24 protein-coding genes are annotated in these 18,717 nt (G+C 63.9%); 9 read left to right on the forward strand and 15 right to left on the reverse strand.

Annotated elements, in window-relative coordinates; genetic code table 11:
- Positions 1–13: 13 nt before the first annotated feature.
- From DVK00_RS01770 to DVK00_RS01780, 3 genes are read right to left on the reverse strand one after another with little or no spacing between them, the layout of a single operon-like run.
- A complete protein-coding gene (locus DVK00_RS01770) occupies positions 14–1,732 on the reverse strand; it encodes an AarF/ABC1/UbiB kinase family protein (protein WP_101350659.1) in 1,719 nt (572 codons plus the stop codon).
- Between the two features lie 18 nt (positions 1,733–1,750).
- Positions 1,751–2,107, reverse strand: a complete 357-nt coding sequence (locus DVK00_RS01775) for an Hsp20/alpha crystallin family protein (protein WP_121577138.1) — start codon at positions 2,105–2,107, stop codon at positions 1,751–1,753.
- A gap of 47 nt (positions 2,108–2,154) precedes the next feature.
- Entirely contained in the window at positions 2,155–2,931 is a 777-nt protein-coding gene (locus DVK00_RS01780) for a GIDE domain-containing protein (RefSeq protein ID WP_101350661.1), read from the reverse strand.
- 199 nt (positions 2,932–3,130) lie between these two features.
- Here DVK00_RS01780 and DVK00_RS01785 point away from each other — a divergent pair, with 199 nt between their 5' ends.
- Complete coding sequence (locus tag DVK00_RS01785) at positions 3,131–4,057, forward strand: molybdopterin-binding protein (RefSeq protein WP_121577139.1); 927 nt, start codon at positions 3,131–3,133, stop codon at positions 4,055–4,057.
- Here the strand turns inward: DVK00_RS01785 and DVK00_RS01790 are convergent.
- The 6 genes from DVK00_RS01790 to DVK00_RS01815 form a co-directional block, all read right to left on the reverse strand.
- Entirely contained in the window at positions 4,045–4,692 is a 648-nt protein-coding gene (locus tag DVK00_RS01790) for an HAD family hydrolase (RefSeq protein ID WP_101350663.1), read from the reverse strand. The two genes, DVK00_RS01785 and DVK00_RS01790, sit on opposite strands and share 13 nt — an antisense overlap.
- Before the next feature lie 107 nt (positions 4,693–4,799).
- Positions 4,800–5,219: an LWR-salt protein gene (lwrS, locus tag DVK00_RS01795; RefSeq protein ID WP_101351465.1), complete on the reverse strand. Its 420-nt coding sequence runs from the start codon at positions 5,217–5,219 to the stop codon at positions 4,800–4,802.
- A gap of 10 nt (positions 5,220–5,229) precedes the next feature.
- Positions 5,230–5,508, reverse strand: a complete 279-nt coding sequence (locus tag DVK00_RS01800; RefSeq protein ID WP_101350664.1) for a 4a-hydroxytetrahydrobiopterin dehydratase — start codon at positions 5,506–5,508, stop codon at positions 5,230–5,232.
- 41 nt (positions 5,509–5,549) lie between these two features.
- Positions 5,550–6,896 (reverse strand): glutamyl-tRNA reductase, encoded by a 1,347-nt coding sequence (gene hemA / locus DVK00_RS01805; protein ID WP_101350665.1) that lies wholly within the window; start codon positions 6,894–6,896, stop codon positions 5,550–5,552.
- Positions 6,893–7,540 carry a bifunctional precorrin-2 dehydrogenase/sirohydrochlorin ferrochelatase gene (locus DVK00_RS01810; RefSeq protein ID WP_101350666.1) on the reverse strand — a complete coding sequence of 216 codons (648 nt, stop codon included), beginning with the start codon at positions 7,538–7,540 and terminating at the stop codon, positions 6,893–6,895. Before DVK00_RS01810 ends, hemA begins: the two co-directional genes overlap by 4 nt.
- A 46-nt stretch (positions 7,541–7,586) precedes the next feature.
- On the reverse strand, positions 7,587–8,642 hold the full coding sequence (locus tag DVK00_RS01815) for an Lrp/AsnC family transcriptional regulator (RefSeq protein ID WP_121577140.1): 1,056 nt from the start codon (positions 8,640–8,642) through the stop codon (positions 7,587–7,589).
- 111 nt (positions 8,643–8,753) lie between these two features.
- Between DVK00_RS01815 and DVK00_RS01820 the strand changes: the two genes are divergently transcribed.
- Positions 8,754–9,044, forward strand: coding sequence for a hypothetical protein (locus DVK00_RS01820; protein WP_101350668.1), 291 nt, complete (start codon positions 8,754–8,756; stop codon positions 9,042–9,044).
- A 5-nt stretch (positions 9,045–9,049) separates the two neighbouring features.
- Here DVK00_RS01820 and DVK00_RS01825 read toward each other — a convergent pair whose 3' ends face one another.
- From DVK00_RS01825 to DVK00_RS01835, 3 genes are all read right to left on the reverse strand, one after another.
- A complete protein-coding gene (locus tag DVK00_RS01825) occupies positions 9,050–9,460 on the reverse strand; it encodes a DUF5778 family protein (RefSeq protein WP_121511644.1) in 411 nt (136 codons plus the stop codon).
- Positions 9,461–9,636: 176 nt separating this feature from the next.
- Positions 9,637–9,831, reverse strand: coding sequence for a cold-shock protein (locus tag DVK00_RS01830; RefSeq protein WP_004517064.1), 195 nt, complete (start codon positions 9,829–9,831; stop codon positions 9,637–9,639).
- A gap of 2 nt (positions 9,832–9,833) precedes the next feature.
- The gene (locus DVK00_RS01835) at positions 9,834–10,028 is read right to left on the reverse strand and encodes a cold-shock protein (protein WP_004517065.1); all 195 of its coding nucleotides are present in this window, start codon (positions 10,026–10,028) and stop codon (positions 9,834–9,836) included.
- Between the two features lie 115 nt (positions 10,029–10,143).
- Here DVK00_RS01835 and uppS point away from each other — a divergent pair, with 115 nt between their 5' ends.
- Positions 10,144–11,070, forward strand: coding sequence for a polyprenyl diphosphate synthase (uppS, locus tag DVK00_RS01840; protein WP_121535209.1), 927 nt, complete (start codon positions 10,144–10,146; stop codon positions 11,068–11,070).
- Here uppS and DVK00_RS01845 read toward each other — a convergent pair whose 3' ends face one another.
- Positions 11,071–11,679, reverse strand: a complete 609-nt coding sequence (locus DVK00_RS01845) for an undecaprenyl diphosphate synthase family protein (protein ID WP_101350671.1) — start codon at positions 11,677–11,679, stop codon at positions 11,071–11,073. It lies immediately after the preceding gene.
- Positions 11,680–11,774: 95 nt separating this feature from the next.
- Between DVK00_RS01845 and DVK00_RS01850 the strand changes: the two genes are divergently transcribed.
- Both DVK00_RS01850 and DVK00_RS01855 read left to right on the forward strand, forming a co-directional pair.
- A complete protein-coding gene (locus tag DVK00_RS01850; protein ID WP_101350672.1) occupies positions 11,775–13,133 on the forward strand; it encodes a DUF92 domain-containing protein in 1,359 nt (452 codons plus the stop codon).
- Positions 13,130–13,546, forward strand: coding sequence for an N-acetyltransferase (locus DVK00_RS01855; protein WP_121577141.1), 417 nt, complete (start codon positions 13,130–13,132; stop codon positions 13,544–13,546). Before DVK00_RS01850 ends, DVK00_RS01855 begins: the two co-directional genes overlap by 4 nt.
- Here DVK00_RS01855 and dnaG read toward each other — a convergent pair.
- Together dnaG and DVK00_RS01865 are read right to left on the reverse strand one after the other, a co-directional pair.
- A complete protein-coding gene (gene dnaG / locus DVK00_RS01860; protein ID WP_121577142.1) occupies positions 13,543–14,871 on the reverse strand; it encodes a DNA primase DnaG in 1,329 nt (442 codons plus the stop codon). The genes DVK00_RS01855 and dnaG overlap by 4 nt on opposite strands.
- Positions 14,872–15,048: 177 nt before the next feature.
- Positions 15,049–15,759, reverse strand: a complete 711-nt coding sequence (locus DVK00_RS01865) for a sugar phosphate isomerase/epimerase (RefSeq protein WP_121577143.1) — start codon at positions 15,757–15,759, stop codon at positions 15,049–15,051.
- Between the two features lie 51 nt (positions 15,760–15,810).
- Between DVK00_RS01865 and DVK00_RS01870 the strand changes: the two genes are divergently transcribed.
- The 4 genes from DVK00_RS01870 to DVK00_RS01885 all read left to right on the forward strand — a co-directional run bounded on the left by DVK00_RS01870 (position 15,811) and on the right by DVK00_RS01885 (position 18,481).
- Positions 15,811–16,155: a tRNA-binding protein gene (locus tag DVK00_RS01870; protein ID WP_101350676.1), complete on the forward strand. Its 345-nt coding sequence runs from the start codon at positions 15,811–15,813 to the stop codon at positions 16,153–16,155.
- A 75-nt stretch (positions 16,156–16,230) separates the two neighbouring features.
- Positions 16,231–16,440 (forward strand): DUF3311 domain-containing protein, encoded by a 210-nt coding sequence (locus DVK00_RS01875; RefSeq protein WP_101350677.1) that lies wholly within the window; start codon positions 16,231–16,233, stop codon positions 16,438–16,440.
- 1 nt (position 16,441) lies between these two features.
- A complete protein-coding gene (locus DVK00_RS01880) occupies positions 16,442–17,968 on the forward strand; it encodes a sodium:solute symporter (RefSeq protein ID WP_101350678.1) in 1,527 nt (508 codons plus the stop codon).
- A 90-nt stretch (positions 17,969–18,058) separates the two neighbouring features.
- Complete coding sequence (locus DVK00_RS01885; RefSeq protein ID WP_101350679.1) at positions 18,059–18,481, forward strand: DUF2892 domain-containing protein; 423 nt, start codon at positions 18,059–18,061, stop codon at positions 18,479–18,481.
- Positions 18,482–18,717: the final 236 nt, after the last annotated feature.

An 18,717-nucleotide genomic window follows, 5' to 3' on the forward strand; every position in this document is an offset into this window, starting at 1 on the left:
ACTCGGTCGGCGTTCAGTCGCCGCTGTAGGCGTCGTCGGTGTCCTCGCCGAAAGAGGTGTTGAGTCCGCCCGGACTCTCCCGGTCTTGCTCGCGCATACTCTGTCGCGTGAACTGTGGCTTGGCGCGGACAGCCTTCTTTGAGCGGAATGACCACCACAGCGCCAGAGAGAGACCGACGGTTCCGGCGATGCCGACACCGGTGGCCGGCAGCGACGCCTGCGTGTACAGGAACGCTGTCGAGAACAGCGTGCTCGCGAGCAACATCCCGAGGATGAGTCGCTTCGTCATCGTCGCGAGCAGGCCGTCGGAGTCCTCGATGTCGGCCTGTACGCGGAAGTCCTCACGCTCGACCCTGTCGAGGGCGGACTCCAGTTTCGGCGGGATCCGGACGGCCGACCGGGCGGCATCGGACACTTCGGTTGCGCGGTCCTCGACGAAGTTCCGCACGCCCTCGGCGATGTACCCCTCCTCGCGCAGGTAGTCGGTGGCGACGCCGATGAAGTCGAAGTCCTCATCGAGGGTGACACAGACGCCTTCGACGACTGTGGCGACGCGCAATACGAGCGCCAGGTTCGCCGGCAGTCGGAGCGGAAACTCGTAGATCGTGTCCTCGACCTGCTGGATGATCTGCTGGACGCGGTACTGCTCGATATCCTCGCCGCGAGCGTCGGCGATGGCCAGTTCCATCACATCGCCCATCACTTGCCGGTCGGCCTCCGGCGAGAGCGTCCCCATCTCGATGAGGGCGTCGAGGATGGCGTCGATGTCCTGGTCGGCGACGGCGGCGTAGAAGTCGATTATCTTGTCCTGGACGAACGGGTCGACCCGGCCGGACATCCCGAAGTCGTAGAAGACCAGCGTCCCGTCGTCCTGGACCGCGAGGTTCCCCGGGTGGGGGTCGGCGTGGAACACGCCGTCGTCGATAATCATCTGGAGGTACGCCCGCTGGAGCGTCTCAGCCAGCTCCGTCCGGTCGATACCGCCCGCATCGAGGCTGTCGATGTCGTTTATTTTCGTGCCGGGGACGTACTCCATCGTCAGAACCCGCTGGGTGGAGTGGGACTCCTTGACCTTGGGGATGCAGATGCGGTCGTTGTCCCGGAAGTTCTCCCGGATTTCGGTGAGCATCCGCCCCTCGCGCTGGTAGTCCATCTCCTCGCGGATGGTCTTCGAGAACTCGTCGGCGAGCGTCTCCAGCGAGAACGACCGGGAGTCGTCGATGAAATACATCAACAGCGGCAGCGACCAGCGGACGACCCGCAGGTCAGCCTCGACCAGCGCCTCAATGCCGGGGCGGCGAATCTTGACCGCGACCTTCTCGCCGTCGACCTCCGCCAGGTACACCTGCCCGAGCGACGCGCCGCTTATCGCCTCCGTCTCGAACTCGTCGAAGCGGTCGTCGACAGGGCCGAGTTCGTCTTCGAGGACGACCCGCGCCTCGTCCCAGTTAGCCGGTGGCACGCGGTCCTGTAGCTTCGAGAACTCCTCGATGTACTCCGGTGGCAAAACATCCGGCCGCGTCGAGAGGATCTGGCCGAGTTTGATAAAGGTCGGGCCGAGCGTCAACAGCGAGTCCAGTAGTTGCTGTGCTCGTTTGCGACGCTGTTCGGACGTGACGCGGCGCGATGAGCCGATCACGAAGAACCGTTTTCGGTCTCGTGCGTACGCGACCAACAGGGGCAGGAAGTGACGAGCGACGACGAGGAACCGCCAGTACGCGCGAAGGTTCACCGGATTGCCACCTCTGAGTCAGTCCCCGTCGATCGGAATCGTCGTACTCGGTGCGGCTGTTGCCTTCGGCAGGCGGAGTTCGAGGACGCCGTTTTCCACGGTTCCCTCTCCGCCCTGACCGGTCGTGTCCGGCGGGAGCGGGAGTTCGGCATCGAGGAAGACAGAGCGGTCCTCGCGGACGAAGGTGAACTCTCCGGGCACATCCTTGGTCCGTTGCCCGTCGATGCGAAGGCGGCCCCCTTCAACGGTCACGTCGATTGTATCCGCGGCCACACCCGGCAGGTCGAGCACGAGCAGGTATTCGTCCTCGGATTCGAGCACGTCCGCGAACACGGCATCGGGAAGGTCCCGAAGCGCTTCACGCAGGGCAGACATACGCTCGTCTAGGTGGTAGGCTGTGGTAAACCCGACGGTCTTCGCTACTACAGGAGGACGGAGAGGAGGACGGCAGCGCCGATGAGGACTGCGACAAGTCCGAACGCGACTTCGGCGATACTGCCCCGAACAATCCGTCGGGCAGTACCACGCTCGCTGGTGTCGGAGATAACGAATACCGGCGTCGCGTTGCCGTCCCCGACGATGGCGTCGACCAGATTGCTCCCCCATTCTGTTGCGGGGCCGCGCATCGCCTGGCCGTAGACGTACACGTCCTCCCCAACGTCCAGTCGGCGCTCGGTAAAGCGCTGTTTGTTCCCCAGGCTGATCTCCGTCACGAGGAGGTTTACGGAGCCGTCCTGCGCCTCGACGCCCTCCGTTCGCTCGACGTAGTCGGCCAAGCGCTCGGGGAGTTCAGTTCCGGGAGACACCGTCACTGACTGAGACTCGAATCGCACGTCCGCTCCATCGGGGTTCACTCGGACGCGGTCGTTCCCGTCGTCGACGACGAAGTCGACGCCGTTCTGTCCCTCGTCCAGCGTCTCCCAGTGTGAGTGTTTCCCGGACGACCGGTACTCCTCGACCTCGTAGGTGTATGCCAGACACTCGCTGCCGGTGAAGGGGGCCGTAACGGTCTCGCCCTCCTCGTGGGCGACAGCCGTACCGGTGATTTCGACGGGGCCGGTGTGGCCATCGAGCGAGCGCACCGGGACCGGATCGTTCCGGAGGATGTGAAACACCGTTTGGAGTTCCTGGCCGCCGCGGAAGAGGACGACGCTACCGATGAGCAAGAAGACGGTGGCAACCAGTTGCGGGAGGACCATACGTCGATGCCGGACCCGGCTGAAAAAAATGTTCCCAGTTATGCCGACCGACGGCTAGGGCGCGGCAGCCGGCTGAGAGCAACGTCGCCACACGCGGCAGCCAGCACAAAGCAGCGTCGCCGCGGTGGCTGAACCGGCACCGCATCGCGACAGCGCCACTACGCAGGGTACTTTTGATAGAGCGGCTGCTAGTACGGGTATGGCTGGCCCCTCGCCGTCGGATGCTGCGTCGCTCTCGCTGGAGACCGCCCGCCGCCGAATCGGCAGTGTTGCCGGACCCATCGACCGGACGGACAGAATTCCGCTCTCCGTCGCCGTCGGACGCATTCTGGCGACAGATACGACAGCGAACGAGCCTGTCGAGGAGGCAGATATCTCGGTCGACGATACTGTCTTCGAACAGGGCCATCAGGTACGGCCCGGCGACGTGAGGCTGCTGCGGGCAACCGGCGTCTCCGAACTGCTCGTCCGCCAGCGACCGCAGGCCGGAATCATACCAACCGGTGACGAACTCCGACCGGATGCCAGCACGGCCAGCAAGGTCGAGACGGCGGGGTTCACGCTTGCTCAGTACGTCGACCGGTGGGGCGGGAAGGTGACCTACCGGGACCCAGTCGCCGACGACGCGCCGGCGCTCCGGATGGCCATCCAGCGCGACCTTACCCGTGATATGATCGTCGTTACCGGAACGGAGCCGGGTGATACGCTCCGAGAAATCGTCGCCGAACTCGGCGAGGTGCTTGCGGACCGCCTCGCGATCGACCCCGGCCGTCGGGCCGGACTAGCCGTCGTCGAGAACCGACCGGTAGTACTGCTGCCGGAGTCGGCAGGCGCTGCCCGCGTCGGCGCTGTTCAGCTCGTGCGCCCGCTCTTGAAGACGTTTGCCCATGCCCCGCTGTCTCCTCATCCCGAAACACGAGCGACGCTCGCAGCGCACGTCGACAGTCAGACCGGCATCGAGACGTTTACTCCGGTCGCCGTAAGCGACGGGACGGCAACGCCGCTGCCCGGTGTTGACCTCGCGACAGCGACCCGGGCCGATGGCTGGGTGTCCGTGCCGGCGGACGAGGCCGGTATCGATGCCGGAACGGCCGTCACCGTCGAGGACTGGGACTACCTGCCCTGAGACGACGCCAGATCGAGCAACGTGGCGACGCGTCTGTCGCCGCGCACGCACCGTCCCGTCTCCGCCGGGGACCGCCGACCAACGTGGACGCCATCAAGGCCTGCGTTCCACGCCGCACCGATGTCTGACGGATTGTCCCCTGCCAGCACGCCGCTGTGGCCGTTGTACCAGACACCCAGCTCCCGCATCGCCAGTTCGACCGGTTTCGGGTCGGGCTTCCAGCCGATATCGTCGTCACAGCAGACGACTGTTTCGAACCAGTCGGCGATGTCGAGATGGTCAAGCACCGGTTCGGTGAGGTACTGCTGGCAGTGTGTGACCAGTCCGACCGGTGTATCGAGGGTTGCGAGGAACGCCTCGGCGTCGTCGTAGAGATACGTCGCCTCCGCCCGAGCGACGGGGTCTTCCTCCTCGTGGAACAGCCGCCAGAACTCCTGCTGGTCGACGCCGCGCTCTGCAAGCGTCCGTGACCGTGTCCCACCGAATCCGTACCAGAGTGCATCCCGTTCGCGGTCGGTGAACTCGACGCCGAGGCGGTCGCCGACAGCACCCATCACCTTCCGAGGGTAGGCTGGCTCGATGTCGACGAGCGTCCCGTCGAGATCAAACAGCCAGAAGTCGTAGTCGGTGGTCATGAGGATACATCACTTGGAGACTCTCTAATAAAGTCTTTCGGGCCCTACGACCGGTTTTATTGCGTATAACTGCTCTGTAGCCATTGACTACGCAGCGGCGGCTCGTTTCACGTCACCCGGATCGAGCTACCAAGGTACTTGTTGGTCACGTCGCTGACCGAGTCGGCATTGAACAGCGACAGGTCGTCCGCAATCTCGGCTTTCAGCGCGTCGAAATACGCCTCGTCAGTCCTGAGTTCACTGAACGACGCCGAAACGACCTGACAGCCGAGTTCGTCTGCGACGAGCCGGCGGAAGTGCGGTTCGTCAGCGATTTCACCCCGCCAGAGCGTGTCCCGGAAGAACAGCCAGCCGCTTGTCCCCGGGTCGTCAGCCGCCCGGTACAGCGTCGTCTCGAACCGGTCAGGGTCGGTCCACAACCCATCTGCGGCTGGCTCCAGTCGGACCTCTACCCGGAAAACGTACCGCGCGGTCGCGCCGTCGGGCGCAGTCGGCTGGAGGGCGGCGAGTCTGTCAGTCGTGTCCACGGTCACACTGTCAGTCGTGGATGCCGTTCAAGCGCTCGGCGAGATCAATGTCGTTCTCGGTGATGCCACCGGCGTCGTGGGTCGTGAGTCGAACTTCGACCTCGCCCCAGCGGATGGTCATCTCCGGGTGATGCCACGCGTCCTCAGCGATGCCAGCCGCAGCGCTCAGAAAGCCCGACGCGTCGAGATAGCCGTTGAACTCGAAGACGCGGACGATCTCGTCGCCTTCCCGGGTCCACTCTTTCGGTAGTCGGTCGCTAATCTCTTCGTCAGAGAGCAGGTCTGCCATATCGACCACGTCGGACGGCGTGGGCAAAAAGGTGGGCGTGGTCAGTCGTCGGAGAGGCGGTCGAGCACCGCGTTCGGGATGTCGTCGCGCATACCGTCCGGGATGTCTTCGACCGACATACCCTTGGTGAATTCGGGCTGGGTAGCCTGGTCGGGGCCGCCGAAGTCCGGGTCGAACAGCTCCAGCGCCGTGTGAATTGTCGACCAGTCGTCCTCCTCCGCGGCGTCGCGCAGGCTCTTGGTCGGTGCGGCGAGAATCTGCGAGACGATAGCGTCGGCCATCGCTTCGATGACTTCTGCCTGGTCCTCGTCGAAGTCAGCCGCGGAAAGTGCGCTGTTTATTTCTGCGGCTTTGACCTGTTCGGCGCTCTCGTACATCGTCGAGATGACCCTGTCTGCGCGCTTGCGCTTGTACTGCGTGAGCAGCCGGTCGAACTCCTCGTCGACGATACGCTCGACCGCTTCGGCGGCTCGCTGTCGCTTGTTCCGCGTTTCGGCGGTCACCGACTCCAGCGCGTCGAGGTCGTACACCGTCACCGACGGGAGGCGGTCCGCGCCGGCCGGAACGTCGCGCGGTTGTGCGATATCGACAATTGACACCTCGCCGGCATCGCTGAAAGTCCCGATATCGAACACCTGATCGCCGCTTCCCGTCGCCGAAATGACCGCACTGGCCTCGGAGACCGCCGCCTCGATGCCGTCGAGCGCCACCGCACTGGCGTCGATGTCGACCGATTCGGCGACGTGCTCGGCGTGTGGGACCGTCCGGTTGGCCACGAGCAGCCGGTCTACCTCCTCGCTGAGTGCATCGGCAGCGAGTTGGCCCATCTCGCCAGCCCCGACGACGAGCGCTGTCTCGTTTGCCAGCGAACTCTCCTGTTTGAGAAGACGCACCGCGGCGGAGGCAATCGAGACGACGCCCTCGTTGATTTTTGTCTCCGTGCGGGCGCGCTCGCCGACGTGAATCGCTTTCGTGATGCCGTCTTCTAGCATCGGGCCGATGCCGCCGACGCCGCGGGCGGTCTCGTAGGCGGTCCGGAGCTGGCCGAGGATCTGGTCCTCGCCCAGCACAATCGATTCGAGCCCGGCGGCCACCCGGAGCAAGTGACGGAGACTCTCCTCGTGACCCATCTCGACGACAACTTCGTCGGGCACGGCTCGGGTAAACAGTTCGAGCGCGTCGAGCCCATCCTCGTGATCAGAGACGACAACGTACCCCTCGGTACGGTTACACGTCTGCAGCGCAATCGCTTCTTCCACTGCGGGATTCGCGAGCAGGGATTCGACGGCGTGGCGCTCGCTGTCCGCCGCAGCAGTCTCTAATTGGTCGACGCTTGCGCGTTCATGGGAGATACAGACCCCAACGATTGCACCAGTGTCCCCTCTCACGTTTGATCACCAGGTAACTCTCCGGTCACGTCTCTAGCTACTTGCTCACCCTTGGACCTGCCACTATCTAAAGCCTTCCAAACTTCCCGTGACCTGACAACGAACCTAACGGCGTCACGCCGTTTGGCCGGCGGGACCCCTCGCTCGCGCAGGTCCTCACGGAGGTCGCCGACGAGTTCCGCCATCAGACCAGCGTTTCCGAACTCGTCTTCGAACTCCTCGCGAAGGTACTTCGATAGCGCTGGTGCGCGCCCGCCGGTTGCAATCGCGAGCGTCACCGGGTCGTCCCGTACCGTGGCCGGTACGACGACATTGCCAAACGACTGGCCACCGTGGTCGTCAGCGCGGTTGACGAGTGCGCCGTGGTCATTGGCGGCAGTGCTGAAGGCGTCGTTCAGGTCCGGGTCGTCCGTCGCGGCGACGACCAGCGCCGGGTCGGTCCGCTTGACCCAGTCCATGGCGTCCTCCGGGGTCGGTGCGGCCCGGACTTTTTCTGCGTCCGCGAACGCGCGATCATCGAATTCGGGACTGAGGACGACGACGCTCGCCTCCGCGGCGAACGTTCGGGCCTTGCGCGCGCCGACCGGACCGCCGCCAACGACGAGTACCGTCTCACCCTCGAAATCGTGCATGAGCGGAATCATCGGTTAGGGCTCCCTGATTCGACACTCCAGTCCGAGATGCGTACGTTCACGCGGTCTCGGTGTTCTGTCGCGCTCGTTCGTCCAGCCTGATACCTGTCTTTTTCAGGATGCGAGTCGAGAACAGCGTGTCCCAGTCGTCCTCGGTCACGTCCCAGTGGTCGGCCATTCGGTCGCGGACCTGCTGGATGCGCTCCTGGCTCTCCGCTTCACTTCGCCCGTGGGTCATCGCGAAGAAGTTGTACGGCCAGACGCCGTCGTGGCGCGGCCGTTCGTAGCAGTGGGTCACAAAGTCGAACTCGGCGATGGTCGGTCCCACTTCGTTGATGACCGCGTCGGGCACGTCCCAGACGGTCATCCCGTTCTCACTGTAGCCGAGCGCGTAGTGGTTCGGGATGACGCCGACGCGGCGGACCTTTCCTTCCATGTTGAACCGCTGTAGCGTCTCCAGTACCCAGTCGACATCGGCGCCGATCTCGTCGGCCACGTCGGCGTACGGTGTGGCAGTGACTGGGAGGCCATCTTGAATTTCAAGCACGAGATCAAGTTCGTCGGCGGTGAGAGACTGGCTGTCAGTCGGTGTCACATCCGGCCCTAAGTTCGAACAGTCGACTGCCTGCGTCTGTGGGCCCTCGACGGGGAATTTCGCGCCGACGTGGAACTCCTGCTGTTTCGGGAGATTGTACGTCTCCTCGCCGGTTTCAGCCTCGATGTCGGCCAGGACTTCCTCGACACGTCCTTCTTCAGCCACCGAGACCACGAACCACATGTTCAGATGCGGATGTGCTCGCTCGTAATTGTGCGCGACCTCCGGGTACGCGTTTATAATTTCGGCATGGTCGTCGTAGCTCTCCTCGGGGGCGTGGGTCGCGACGAGCGTGGCAGTGCCGCCAATCGCTTCGGCGTTGATGAGTGCCCCGAACCGCGTGAGCACGCCCGCGTCGTCGAGGTCCTGTACGCGCGTCAACAGTTCGTCCGCGTCGATGTCGACACCGTGGTCGGTAAGCGCCGACGCGGCCGGCTCGAACGGCCGTTCGACGACCGGGAACCCCCCCTGAAAGGCGTTCAGCACGGCCCGGTCTACTGTTCCGAGGTCTTCGCTCATAGCGCTATCTGGGGGTTCTGCGAATAAAAGCAGTCCGGGACAGGCGGGCGAATGCAGCCCGCACGCCCGGGTCGCCGGAGCGTTTTACCTCCTTGCGTCCCTACCCCAGATGTGGTAATCTCGACAGCCGAACTGACGGTCCGGCTGCTGGTCTACCTGTTCGTCCTGATAGGGGTGCCGCTGTGGTTCGTTCTCATGTTCCGGCTCATGGACTACGCCGCACACGACACGCTTGTCGAGCAGTTCAGCGGCCAGCCCAACGGTCGCGACACCGGCCAGCTCAACGCCTACTTCGAACAGGCCGCCGTCGAAGCAACAAACTGCCGTATCTGTGGCGCAGCGAACGGCCCTGACTACACCTACTGTCACAACTGCCAGGAACGGCTGGTGACCAGCGACTAACGTAGCTACTCGCCTTCGACCCCGGTGACAGCGTAGCCGGCGTCCTCGATAGCTTTGAGAATCCCGTCGTGGTCGGCGCTCGCCTCGTAGTAGAAGACTAAGTCGAAGGAGCCGTTGCGCAGGAGCTGCTGGCACTCCCAGACGAACTCTTCGTCGTCCAGCGTGAGGCCCTGATGCTGGTTCGAGGCGAACTCGGGGTCGTCGCTACCGGAGTAGACGAACGTGTCCGTCGGGTCCAGCCCCGCGCCCTCGGCGATGATTTCACCGACCTCGATGGTGGCCTGCATCATCTCTATCTCGTCACTGCCGTCGTACTCCGTGTGGACGACAGCGCCGTTGAGTTGAATCTCGCCCGGCTCGAGTAGTTGTTTGGTCCGGCGGTAGAGGTCCTCGTCGAGTGCGTCGGCCTCGCTCATACCATGCGGTCGGCGGCCCTGTCCCTAAGACACTTCGGATTCCGAGCGCTGGTCGGCTCTACCCGAAGATATTCGGGCCGTGAGACGGCGCGGAGATAGCGATGAGAAGACACGCGCTACCGGAACGCGCCGCTCCATCGAGCAACACTCCTCATCGAAAAGCGAGTCGCTCTCGCCTACAGCCGCGTGAGGTTCTTCGCCCGCGGGCCTTTGTCTGCCTGTTCGATCTCGAATTCGACTTCTTGCCCTTCTTCGAGGTCCGGGCCGCCGACGTCTTCCATGTGGAAGAACACGTCTTCGTCGGCATCGTCGGTTTCGATGAAACCGTAGCCACCCGTATCGTTGAAGAAGTCTACAGTGCCTGTCGCCATGGTTACAGCCGCGTGAGGTTTTTCGCGCGCGGGCCTTTGTCGGCCTGCTCGATCTCGAATTCCACTTCTTGCCCCTCCTCGAGGTCAGGACCGTCGATGTCCTCCATGTGGAAGAAGACGTCCTCGTCGGAGTCTTCGGTATCGATGAAACCGTAACCGCCTGTGTCGTTGAAGAAGTCTACCGTACCGGTCGCCATTGCAATTTGAACGTTAAGCCGGGGTATATTAAAACTATGCGCATATATTTCACCATATTAGGCAGGAAATAACTGTACCCAGTCCCTTCCACAAAGCCCTTATTGAGTGGTTGAAATGATTACAACGATGCTATCGAGGGGGAAGCGACTGGGATATGCGGCCTACGAGCGATTGCTCCAGTGGGAACTATCCGGGACGCCCGACCACGTCGCTGTCATTCAGGACGGGAACCGCCGTTACGCCGAGAAACAAGGGACGAAGAAGCAAAAGGGCCACACAGAAGGGGCTGAAACGACGGAGGCGCTCCTGAACTGGTGTGACGAACTCGACATTCGTGAAGTGACCCTGTACGCGTTCTCGACGGAGAACTTCGATCGCGACCCCGAGGAACGCGAACACATCTTCGACCTCGTCGAACAGAAGCTCCGGACGTTTGCCGACGCTGACCGGGTCCACGAGGCAGGCGTGTGTATCCGCGCCATCGGCGAGACAGAGATGCTCCCCGAGCGGGTTCGTGACGCCATCGACTACGCGGAGGGACGAACCGCCCAGTACGACCAGCTCAATCTCAACGTCGCGCTGGCCTACGGCGGCCGGGCCGAACTGCTCGGTGCGGCTCGCGACATCGCCACTGCTGTCGAGGACGGGACTCTCGACCCGACGGATGTCTCCGCGGAAACCATCGAAGAACGGCTCTACGAGGGGCCGACCCGCGACGTTGACCTCATCGTCCGGACCGGCGGCGACGAACGCACCTCGAACTTCCTGCCGTGGCACGCCAACGGCAACGAGGCCGCCACGTTCTTCTGTACCCCCTACTGGCCGGAGTTCCGGAAAGTCGACTTCCTGCGAGCGATCCGGACGTACCAGAACCGAGAGCAGTCCTGGCGGACGACCCGTGCCGAGCGGTCGCTGGCACTGGTTCGTGCCATCGAGCAATCGGAGCTACCGACGGCCAAGCGGATGCTCGGGCGATTCCGTGACGCGCTCCCGAGTACCGAACGCGAGCGACTCGACGAAGAGTACGACCTCGCGGACTGATTACCGCCCGAACCGCCGCTGTCGCTCCTGATAATCCCGCAGCGCCCGCAAGTAATCCCGCTGCCGGAAGTTCTGCCAGTTCACGTCGGTAAAGTACAGTTCCGAATAGACGGACTGCCAAATCATGAAATCGGAGAGCCGTTCGGCCCCGGTCTTGATGACCAGGTCCGGGTCGGTCGGGAAGACGAGGTGCTCCTCGACCGCGGCCTCGTCTATGTCGTCCGGGTCGAGTGAGCCCGCATCGACGTCTTCCGCGAGTTTCTGGACGGCCGTCGCGAACTCCGACTGCCCGCCGAGTCCGATTGAAATCTGAATCGGGGCGTCGGCCGTCGTCTCGTCGTCCGGTACTCTGACCGCTATCTCCCGTGGCGCGGTGACATTTTCGAGCTCACGCTGTAGCGTCGGAATCGCCTCCTCGTCGAGGACGCTCACGTAGACGACGACGGTGTCAGTGCCGTACTGAACAGCCCAGTCGAAAAACCGCTCCAGGGTCCGATATGCACCGTCACCCAGCAGGTCTCGCTCTGTAATCACCAGCGCGACCGTTTCGGGCAGGTCGGCGTCGCTGCGCCGAACACGCGTTGCGAGATACCGGTCGTATAGTCCCACGCCCGCCGGTATGCTGACAGCCACAGTAAATCCCACGGTACCGTCGCCTCCACAGTTCGGAAAGGGTAAGTGCCTCTCGGGGATACCGGTGGGACGTGACTGGCACAGTCCGTCGGGCAGGTGCGTTCGCCGCGGTGGGGACCCTCGCGGTCGCCGTCCCGGCCGCAACGGGCTTTCGCTCGCTCGAACTCGCGACTGTCGCCGCTATCGCGCCCTTCGTGATCGTCGCCGCGCTCGGCGTAACGGTCATCGGACAGGACTCTCGGCTGTTCGACCTGTTCGCGCGCCCCGGCGACTACGAGGATGGGAAACTGTACGGGCTGGCAGCCTTTTCACTGGCCGCCGCCGGGCTCGCGTTGCTTGCCGTCCGGTTCAGTTTACCGGTGCCGGTGTTCGTCGGCGTCGTCGTCATCGTCGCCTACGGCAACCTCGGCCAGCGACTCGCATACACCGTCCGCGCAGACGAGGTGGTGGCAACCGCGGGCTTCGTCTTCGTCGGCTTCGTCGCCGGGGTCACAGGGCAGGTGCTCGGAACGCGGATTCAGGCGGCCGTCGGCGAGGGAGCAGCCGCCGTCGATCTGCCGCTCGTGCTGTTTCTCGCCGCCAGCGGCGCGTTCGTCGCCGCCCTGCTTCGCTCGGTCCTGTTCGAACGGGACGACCCGCTGGTGATACTCACCGTGGGACTGCTGCTGTGGCTGTTTTTCGAGCTCGACCCGTCAGTGACGACACGGCGCGTCGTCATCGCACTCGCCGTAACAGTACTGCTTGGCTACCTCTCCTACGCGCTCGACACCGCGTCGCTCCCCGGAATGCTCACCGGCGTCCTCCTCTCCTTTTTGACCATCGTGCTCGGCGGTTTCGGCTGGTTCGCCATGCTGATAACCTTCTTCGGGCTCGGCGGCCTCTCGACGAAGTACCGCTACGACGAGAAACTGGAACGAGGCATCGCCGAGGAAAACGAGGGGGCACGCGGGAGCGGGAACGTGCTGGCGAACTCCATCGTCGCGCTCTTTGCCGTCGTCGCCGCGGCGGCGAGCCCGAGCCACATCACCGTCGACCCGCTGCTGTTCTTCTATGCCTTTGCCGGGGCCGTCGCCGCGGCAATGACCGATACGTTCTCTAGCGAGTTCGGCGGGCTCTACGACAACCCGCGACTCATCACGACGCTCAAACCCGTCGAGCCGGGTACTGACGGGGGCGTGACCTGGCAAGGCGTAGCTGCTGGGGCTGTCGGCGCGGGTATCATCGCCGGCATCGCCGCACTCACACAGGACATCACCACGGTCGGCAGCGGTGTTATCCTCCTCTGTGGGCTGGTCGGCATGACCGTCGACAGCCTGCTGGGTGCGACCGTCGAGGGGTCAGTCGTCGGCAATCAGGGTGTCAACATGCTCGCGACTCTGGCGGCCGCATTAGCCGGAGTCGGCGTCGTGTTGGTCGTCGGCCTCTTATGATCCGTGAGGCCCGCCCTGAGGACGAAGCCCGGCTCCGGGCGATCCAGACAAACACGCTTGACGAGCCGTGGCCGGAACTACTCGGTTTCGGAATCGACGGTCCGCCGCTCGTGCTGGTGCTCCACATCGGTGAACCGCTCGGCTACGCGCTGGTCGTACCGGACCCGCCAGTCGCGTATCTGGCGGAGTTCGCTATCGCCCCCGGCAAACAGGGACAGGGCCTCGGGACGGCACTGATGGACGGGCTACTGGACAGGCTCCGGACTCGTGAGTTCGAAACAGTCAGACTCACCGCGCGCACGGACGACGAGCGAGCGCGCGGCTTCTACGACGGGTTCGGGTTCTCGGTCGCCGACGAACTCCCCGGCCACTACGACGACGGCGACGGCGTGTTGCTCGTTCGGGACCTCTAACCCTCGATACGGACCTGCACGGCCGTCGGCTGTTTGACGTACTCACCGTGGCCGGCGGCGACGACAACATCGACGCCGCACTGGGCGGCGACGTCGAGGAGCTTCTGCGTGCAGTCGCCGTCGACGACGACCGTCCTGGGAACAGTCTCGGCCGACGCAAGCAACGAGACGACATCGTCGGTCTCGCCCTCCGCGAGCAGCGTCGCGTCCTCGTCGAGCAGTCTGGCCGTCCCGCTGTGGTTCTGGATGACAGCCTCGATGTGGTCTGAGAGCGACGGGATGGCCGGGTTGTCGGTGGCATCCTCGTCGGTCGCGTCGGCCGCCGGAGGGGTCGTATCCGACTCGTCGGACGCCGCCGTCGCCTCGTCGGCTGTTTCGGCCTGTGCCGACCCAGCCTGTGTGCTGGGTGTGGGCTGGGTGTCAGCGGTGTCGTCCGACATCGCAGTCGCCACGGCACCGCCATCAGCGGTCGTCGATTCTCCTGTCTGGGACATCTCCTCGCGGATGGTGTCGAGGCTCTGTGCGCTTGCGACCGTCTCGTAGGGCACCTTGTCCCGGAGCGCCGCCATCACCTCGCTACGCGAGAGGTCCTCGACGGACTTGCCGGTGGGCGTGACCGCGACGTAGTCCACGTCGCCGACCTGCGCGAGTTCCTTCAGGATGAGGTCGCCGCCGCGGTCGCCGTCGAGGAACGAGGTCACCGTGCGGCCAGCTGTCAGGTCTGCGATGGCGTCGGGGACGTCCGTGCCCTCGACCGCCACGGCGTTTTTGATGCCGTACTTCAACAGTTGCATCACGTCCGAGCGGCCCTCGACGACGACGATTGCGTCGGAGTCGGCCACGCGCGGTCCGGCCGGGAGCCCCTCGTAGTCGGTCACGTCGGCGACCCGGACCTGCTGTCTGACCGTCTCGACGATGTCCGCGGTCTGGATGGACTTCTCCTCGAAGTCGTTCAGCAGTTCCGTCGCGCGCTCGACGACCTCGCGCCGCTTGGCGCTACGCACGTCCTCGATTTCGGAGACCTCTATCTCGGCCCGACACGGTCCCACCTGTTCGATGGTCTCCAGTGCCGCGGCGAGAATCGCGGTCTCGACCCTATCGAGGCCGCTTGCGACGGTTATTTCGCCAAAGGACTGTCCACCTTCGGAGCGTATTTCCACGTCGATGCGGCCGACCTTCTTCGAGTCCTGCAAGTCCCGCAGGTCCAGTTCGTCGCCGAGTAGTCCCTCCGTCTGGCCGAACACCGCGCCGACGACGTCGCTCCGCTCGACGACTCCCGCCGCCGTGATGTCGGCATGTATCAGATATTTCGCCGTATCTTGCATGATTGTCCTGTTTTCCAGCCCGTCAACCGGTGTTCCGACGGACTGCTGTCACTATACTGATGTTGGGATGTACAGCGGAATAACCTTGCGCACCCGACTCGATGGGGGAATCGTCCCACAGCTGCGTGGTGAGTCAACACTGCCGCTGTGAAACACTCTCTCCGACAGGGCAGCCACTCACTCTAGCAACGGGCGCATGCCGTCGATACCAGCCCGGATAGCGTCGACTGGGTCCGTTGGATTGTCGTGTTCGAAGACGAGCCATTGAGTCCCAGCCTCGCGGGCCGCATCGACCACCGCCTGGAGCGGCACCACGCCGTCTCCGAGGGCAGTCGGTTCCCCATCCGCAGTCATGTCCTTGAGGTGGACGACAGGAACGCGCCCGTTGAGTCGCCGAAGCAGTGCGACAGGGTCCTGTCCTGCCGCGTGCGCCCAACCGGCGTCGAACTCGAAATCAATCGTCGTCTGGTCGACGAGCGCGTCGAAGGCGGTGCCGTCGCCAAGCGGGACGAACTCGTGGTCGTGGTTGTGGTACAGCAGGGGCCGGTCAAAGTCCGCCGCGAGCATCCCGAGCAGCGTCGCCGTCGACTCGACCGCGCTTTCGCTTGCGAAGTGGTCGTCGTCGAGATACGGGAGAACAATGTACGGCGCATCGAGCGTCCGGGCCTGATTGCCAACAGTGCGCGGGTCGGACTGCAGGTCGTCCAGCGGGACGTGGACGCCGGCAATGTCGAGCCCCGCATCGTCGAGTGCGCGCTGAGACGCACCCGGGTCGCCGATACCGGCGAACTCTACGCCGTCGTAGCCCGCGGCGCTGATGCGGTCGAGCACGTCCGATAGCGGTTCCCGGAGCTCGCGGAGTGTCCAGAGCTGGATCGCTGTCTGCATATCGTTGCTGCGAACGCTGTCGTAAAATAACTGGACGGGCTATCGGGGGGCATGGGATTCACTGAAACCGAGATCGACCCCGCACGGTTCCTCGAAGACGTAGAGATGCGTATCGGTGAAATCGTCGATGTCGAGCCGTTTCCCGAAGCACGCAAGGATGTGTACAAGCTCGACGTGGATTTCGGCAACGAGACCCGCCAGTCGGCCGCAGGGTTGACCGACGTGTACGAGCCTGCGGACCTGCTGGGTTCACAGGTCGTCGCCGTCGTCAACCTCGGGACAGTCTCTATCGCCGGGTTCGAGAGCGAGTGTCTGGTGACCGGCGTCGACAGCGAGGACGGCGTCGTTCACCTGACACCCGAACGGGAGGTCGACCCCGGCACCCGCGTGTATTGAAGAAGATAGTTCTTCAACCAGAGTTGATGAAGGTTCGTTACCCATTAGTACGGCCAGCGGCTAGCCCGTTGTAATATGAGTACGGTCAGGGCCGCTGGGTGGACAGTCGTCGCGCTCGTGTTGATGGCGCTGGCAGTGCCGTGGTTCCTCTGGGACACCAGCACAGTCACGGCTGGGCTACCCGTGTGGCTGTGGTGGCACATCGGATGGATGGCGCTCGCGAGCATCGTCTTCGCCGTTTTCGCGCGCACCGACTGGGGTCTCGGGGTCGAGGAGGTGCGGTGAGATGGCTGACACCGGGCTCCAGTTGGGTATCGTCGGTGCGTACATGATCATCGCGCTCGCGGTCGGCGCAGTCGCCTACCGTTTGACCGACCGGACCGCCGAGGACTACTACCTCGCCAGCCGGACGCTCGGGACGGTCGTCCTGCTGTTCACGACGTTTGCGACGCTCCTGTCGGCGTTTACGTTCTTCGGCGGCCCGAACCTCGCCTTCAGCGCCGGTCCCGAGTGGATTCTCGTGATGGGGCTGATGGACGGCATCATCTTCGCGGTCCTCTGGTACGTGCTGGGGTACAAGCAGTGGCTCGTCGGCAAGCGCCACGGCTACGTCACGCTGGGGGAAATGCTGGGCGATCGCTTCGGCTCGACGGCGCTCCGCGTTGTTGTCGCCGGCGTGAGCCTTGTCTGGCTGTTCCCGTACGTGATGCTCCAGCAGAAAGGAGCCGGACAGGCTATCGTCGGCCTCACGAACGGCGCGGTCCCGTTCTGGGTCGGGGCCGGCGGCATCACGCTGTTCATGATTGCCTACGTTGCGCTCTCAGGCATGCGCGGCGTCGCCTGGACCGACACGCTTCAGGGGCTGTTCATGCTCTCTTTAATATGGGTCGCCGTCGCCTGGGTCCTCTCTGCTGTCGGCGGCGCTAGCGAGGCGACGGCCCTGTTGGCGTCCAAAGAGCCAGCCTTCGTCGGTCTCGGCGGCGGCCTCTACACGCCGCAGTACATCATCTCGACCGCGGTCAGCATCGCCTTCGGCGTGACGATGTTCCCCCAGATCAATCAGCGCTTCTTCGCCGCCGGCTCGAAGAAGGTGCTCAAGCGGACGTTCGCGCTCTGGCCGGTGCTGGTCCTGCTTCTGTTCGTGCCGGCGTTCATGCTGGGCGCGTGGGCGGCCGGCCTCGGTGTCACGGTGCCGGAGGGCGGCAACGTCATCCCCGCGCTGCTGGGCGAGTACACGCCGACGTGGTTCACCGCGCTGGTCATCGCCGGCGCGATGGCCGCGATGATGTCCTCCAGCGACTCGATGCTGCTGTCGGGCTCGTCGTACCTGACTCGAGACCTCTACCGCCCACTGACCGGCCGTAGCAACGCTAGCGACGAAGCAACCGACCGGCGCGAGGCGCTCGTTGCCCGCCTCGGCGTGATCGTCTTTGCCACCCTCTCGTTCATTGCGAGTCTCTACTCGCCGGGAACGCTGGTCCAAATCGGCGAAACGGCCTTCAGCGGGTTCGCACAGCTTACCCTTCCTGTCGCACTTGCGCTGTACTGGCAGGGGACCACGCGAACGGGGATGTACGCCGGCGTGATCGGCAGCCAGGTGTTCTATGGCCTGCACGTCTTCCCGGTGCTCTCGACACTTGGCGGACTTGTCGGTATCAGCGTTGCCCTGCCGACGGCATACCTGGGCTGGACGCCGGGCATCGTCGGTATCATAGTCGGTCTCGTGCTGACGGTCAGCGTCTCGCTGGTGACTGCTCCCGCTGCGACCGAGAACCACACCGTCTACGCCGTCTCCGGCGTCGAGAGCGACTGAACAGGGCGCTCCGTTCTACACGGGAACCGCCGGACGGCGGCCACCGGCCGACATGTAAACCTACAAAAGCATCCAGACGAATGTGTCAATATGGACTCCGATAAGAATGTCGGCGGTCGCGACCGCCTGATCCGAGCGGTGCTGGCAGTTGTCCTGACAATCGTCTCCCTGCGCTGGCTTCGCAGCGGGAAACGCAAGCGCGGCCTGCTCGCCGGAATCGGCGCGCTCGGCCTGGGTTTCAACGCTTCAACCGGCTACTGTGGTTTCAACGATACGCTTGACATCGATACGACGGCCGATGACGACGACGTGTTCGCTCCGAACGTGGACGACGAGCCAGCAGATGAGTCGACGGACGTGAGTGTGGATTTCACGTCGTCCGACGACGCCGAGGCCTCGAACGGCCACGCCAGCGGGAAGCTTACCTGTGCCGTCTGTGAGGACCCAATCGTTCCTGGTGAGCGCCGCGGACCGAACGAAGAAGGCGCTATCGTGCACGAAAGCTGCGAATAGCGGTCGCCCGTAGACGCGTTCGGCAGCCTGAGTCTGGTCCTTTTTATAATCACCGCCCCAGTCATGCATGTATGCAGACCCACATCGTCCCGGTCGGGTTCGACTACGACCGGCGCTATATATCGATGGAGGGGGAACAGCGTCGTGGCTACTTCAAGCGAGGATAGCATTGAGACCGGCCGAACACCCCACGACAACAAGTTGAAATAGATGTATGAAACACGCTACAGCTATTG

The organism is Haloarcula sp. Atlit-47R, assembly GCF_003665985.1.
Lineage (GTDB): Archaea > Halobacteriota > Halobacteria > Halobacteriales > Haloarculaceae > Haloarcula > Haloarcula taiwanensis.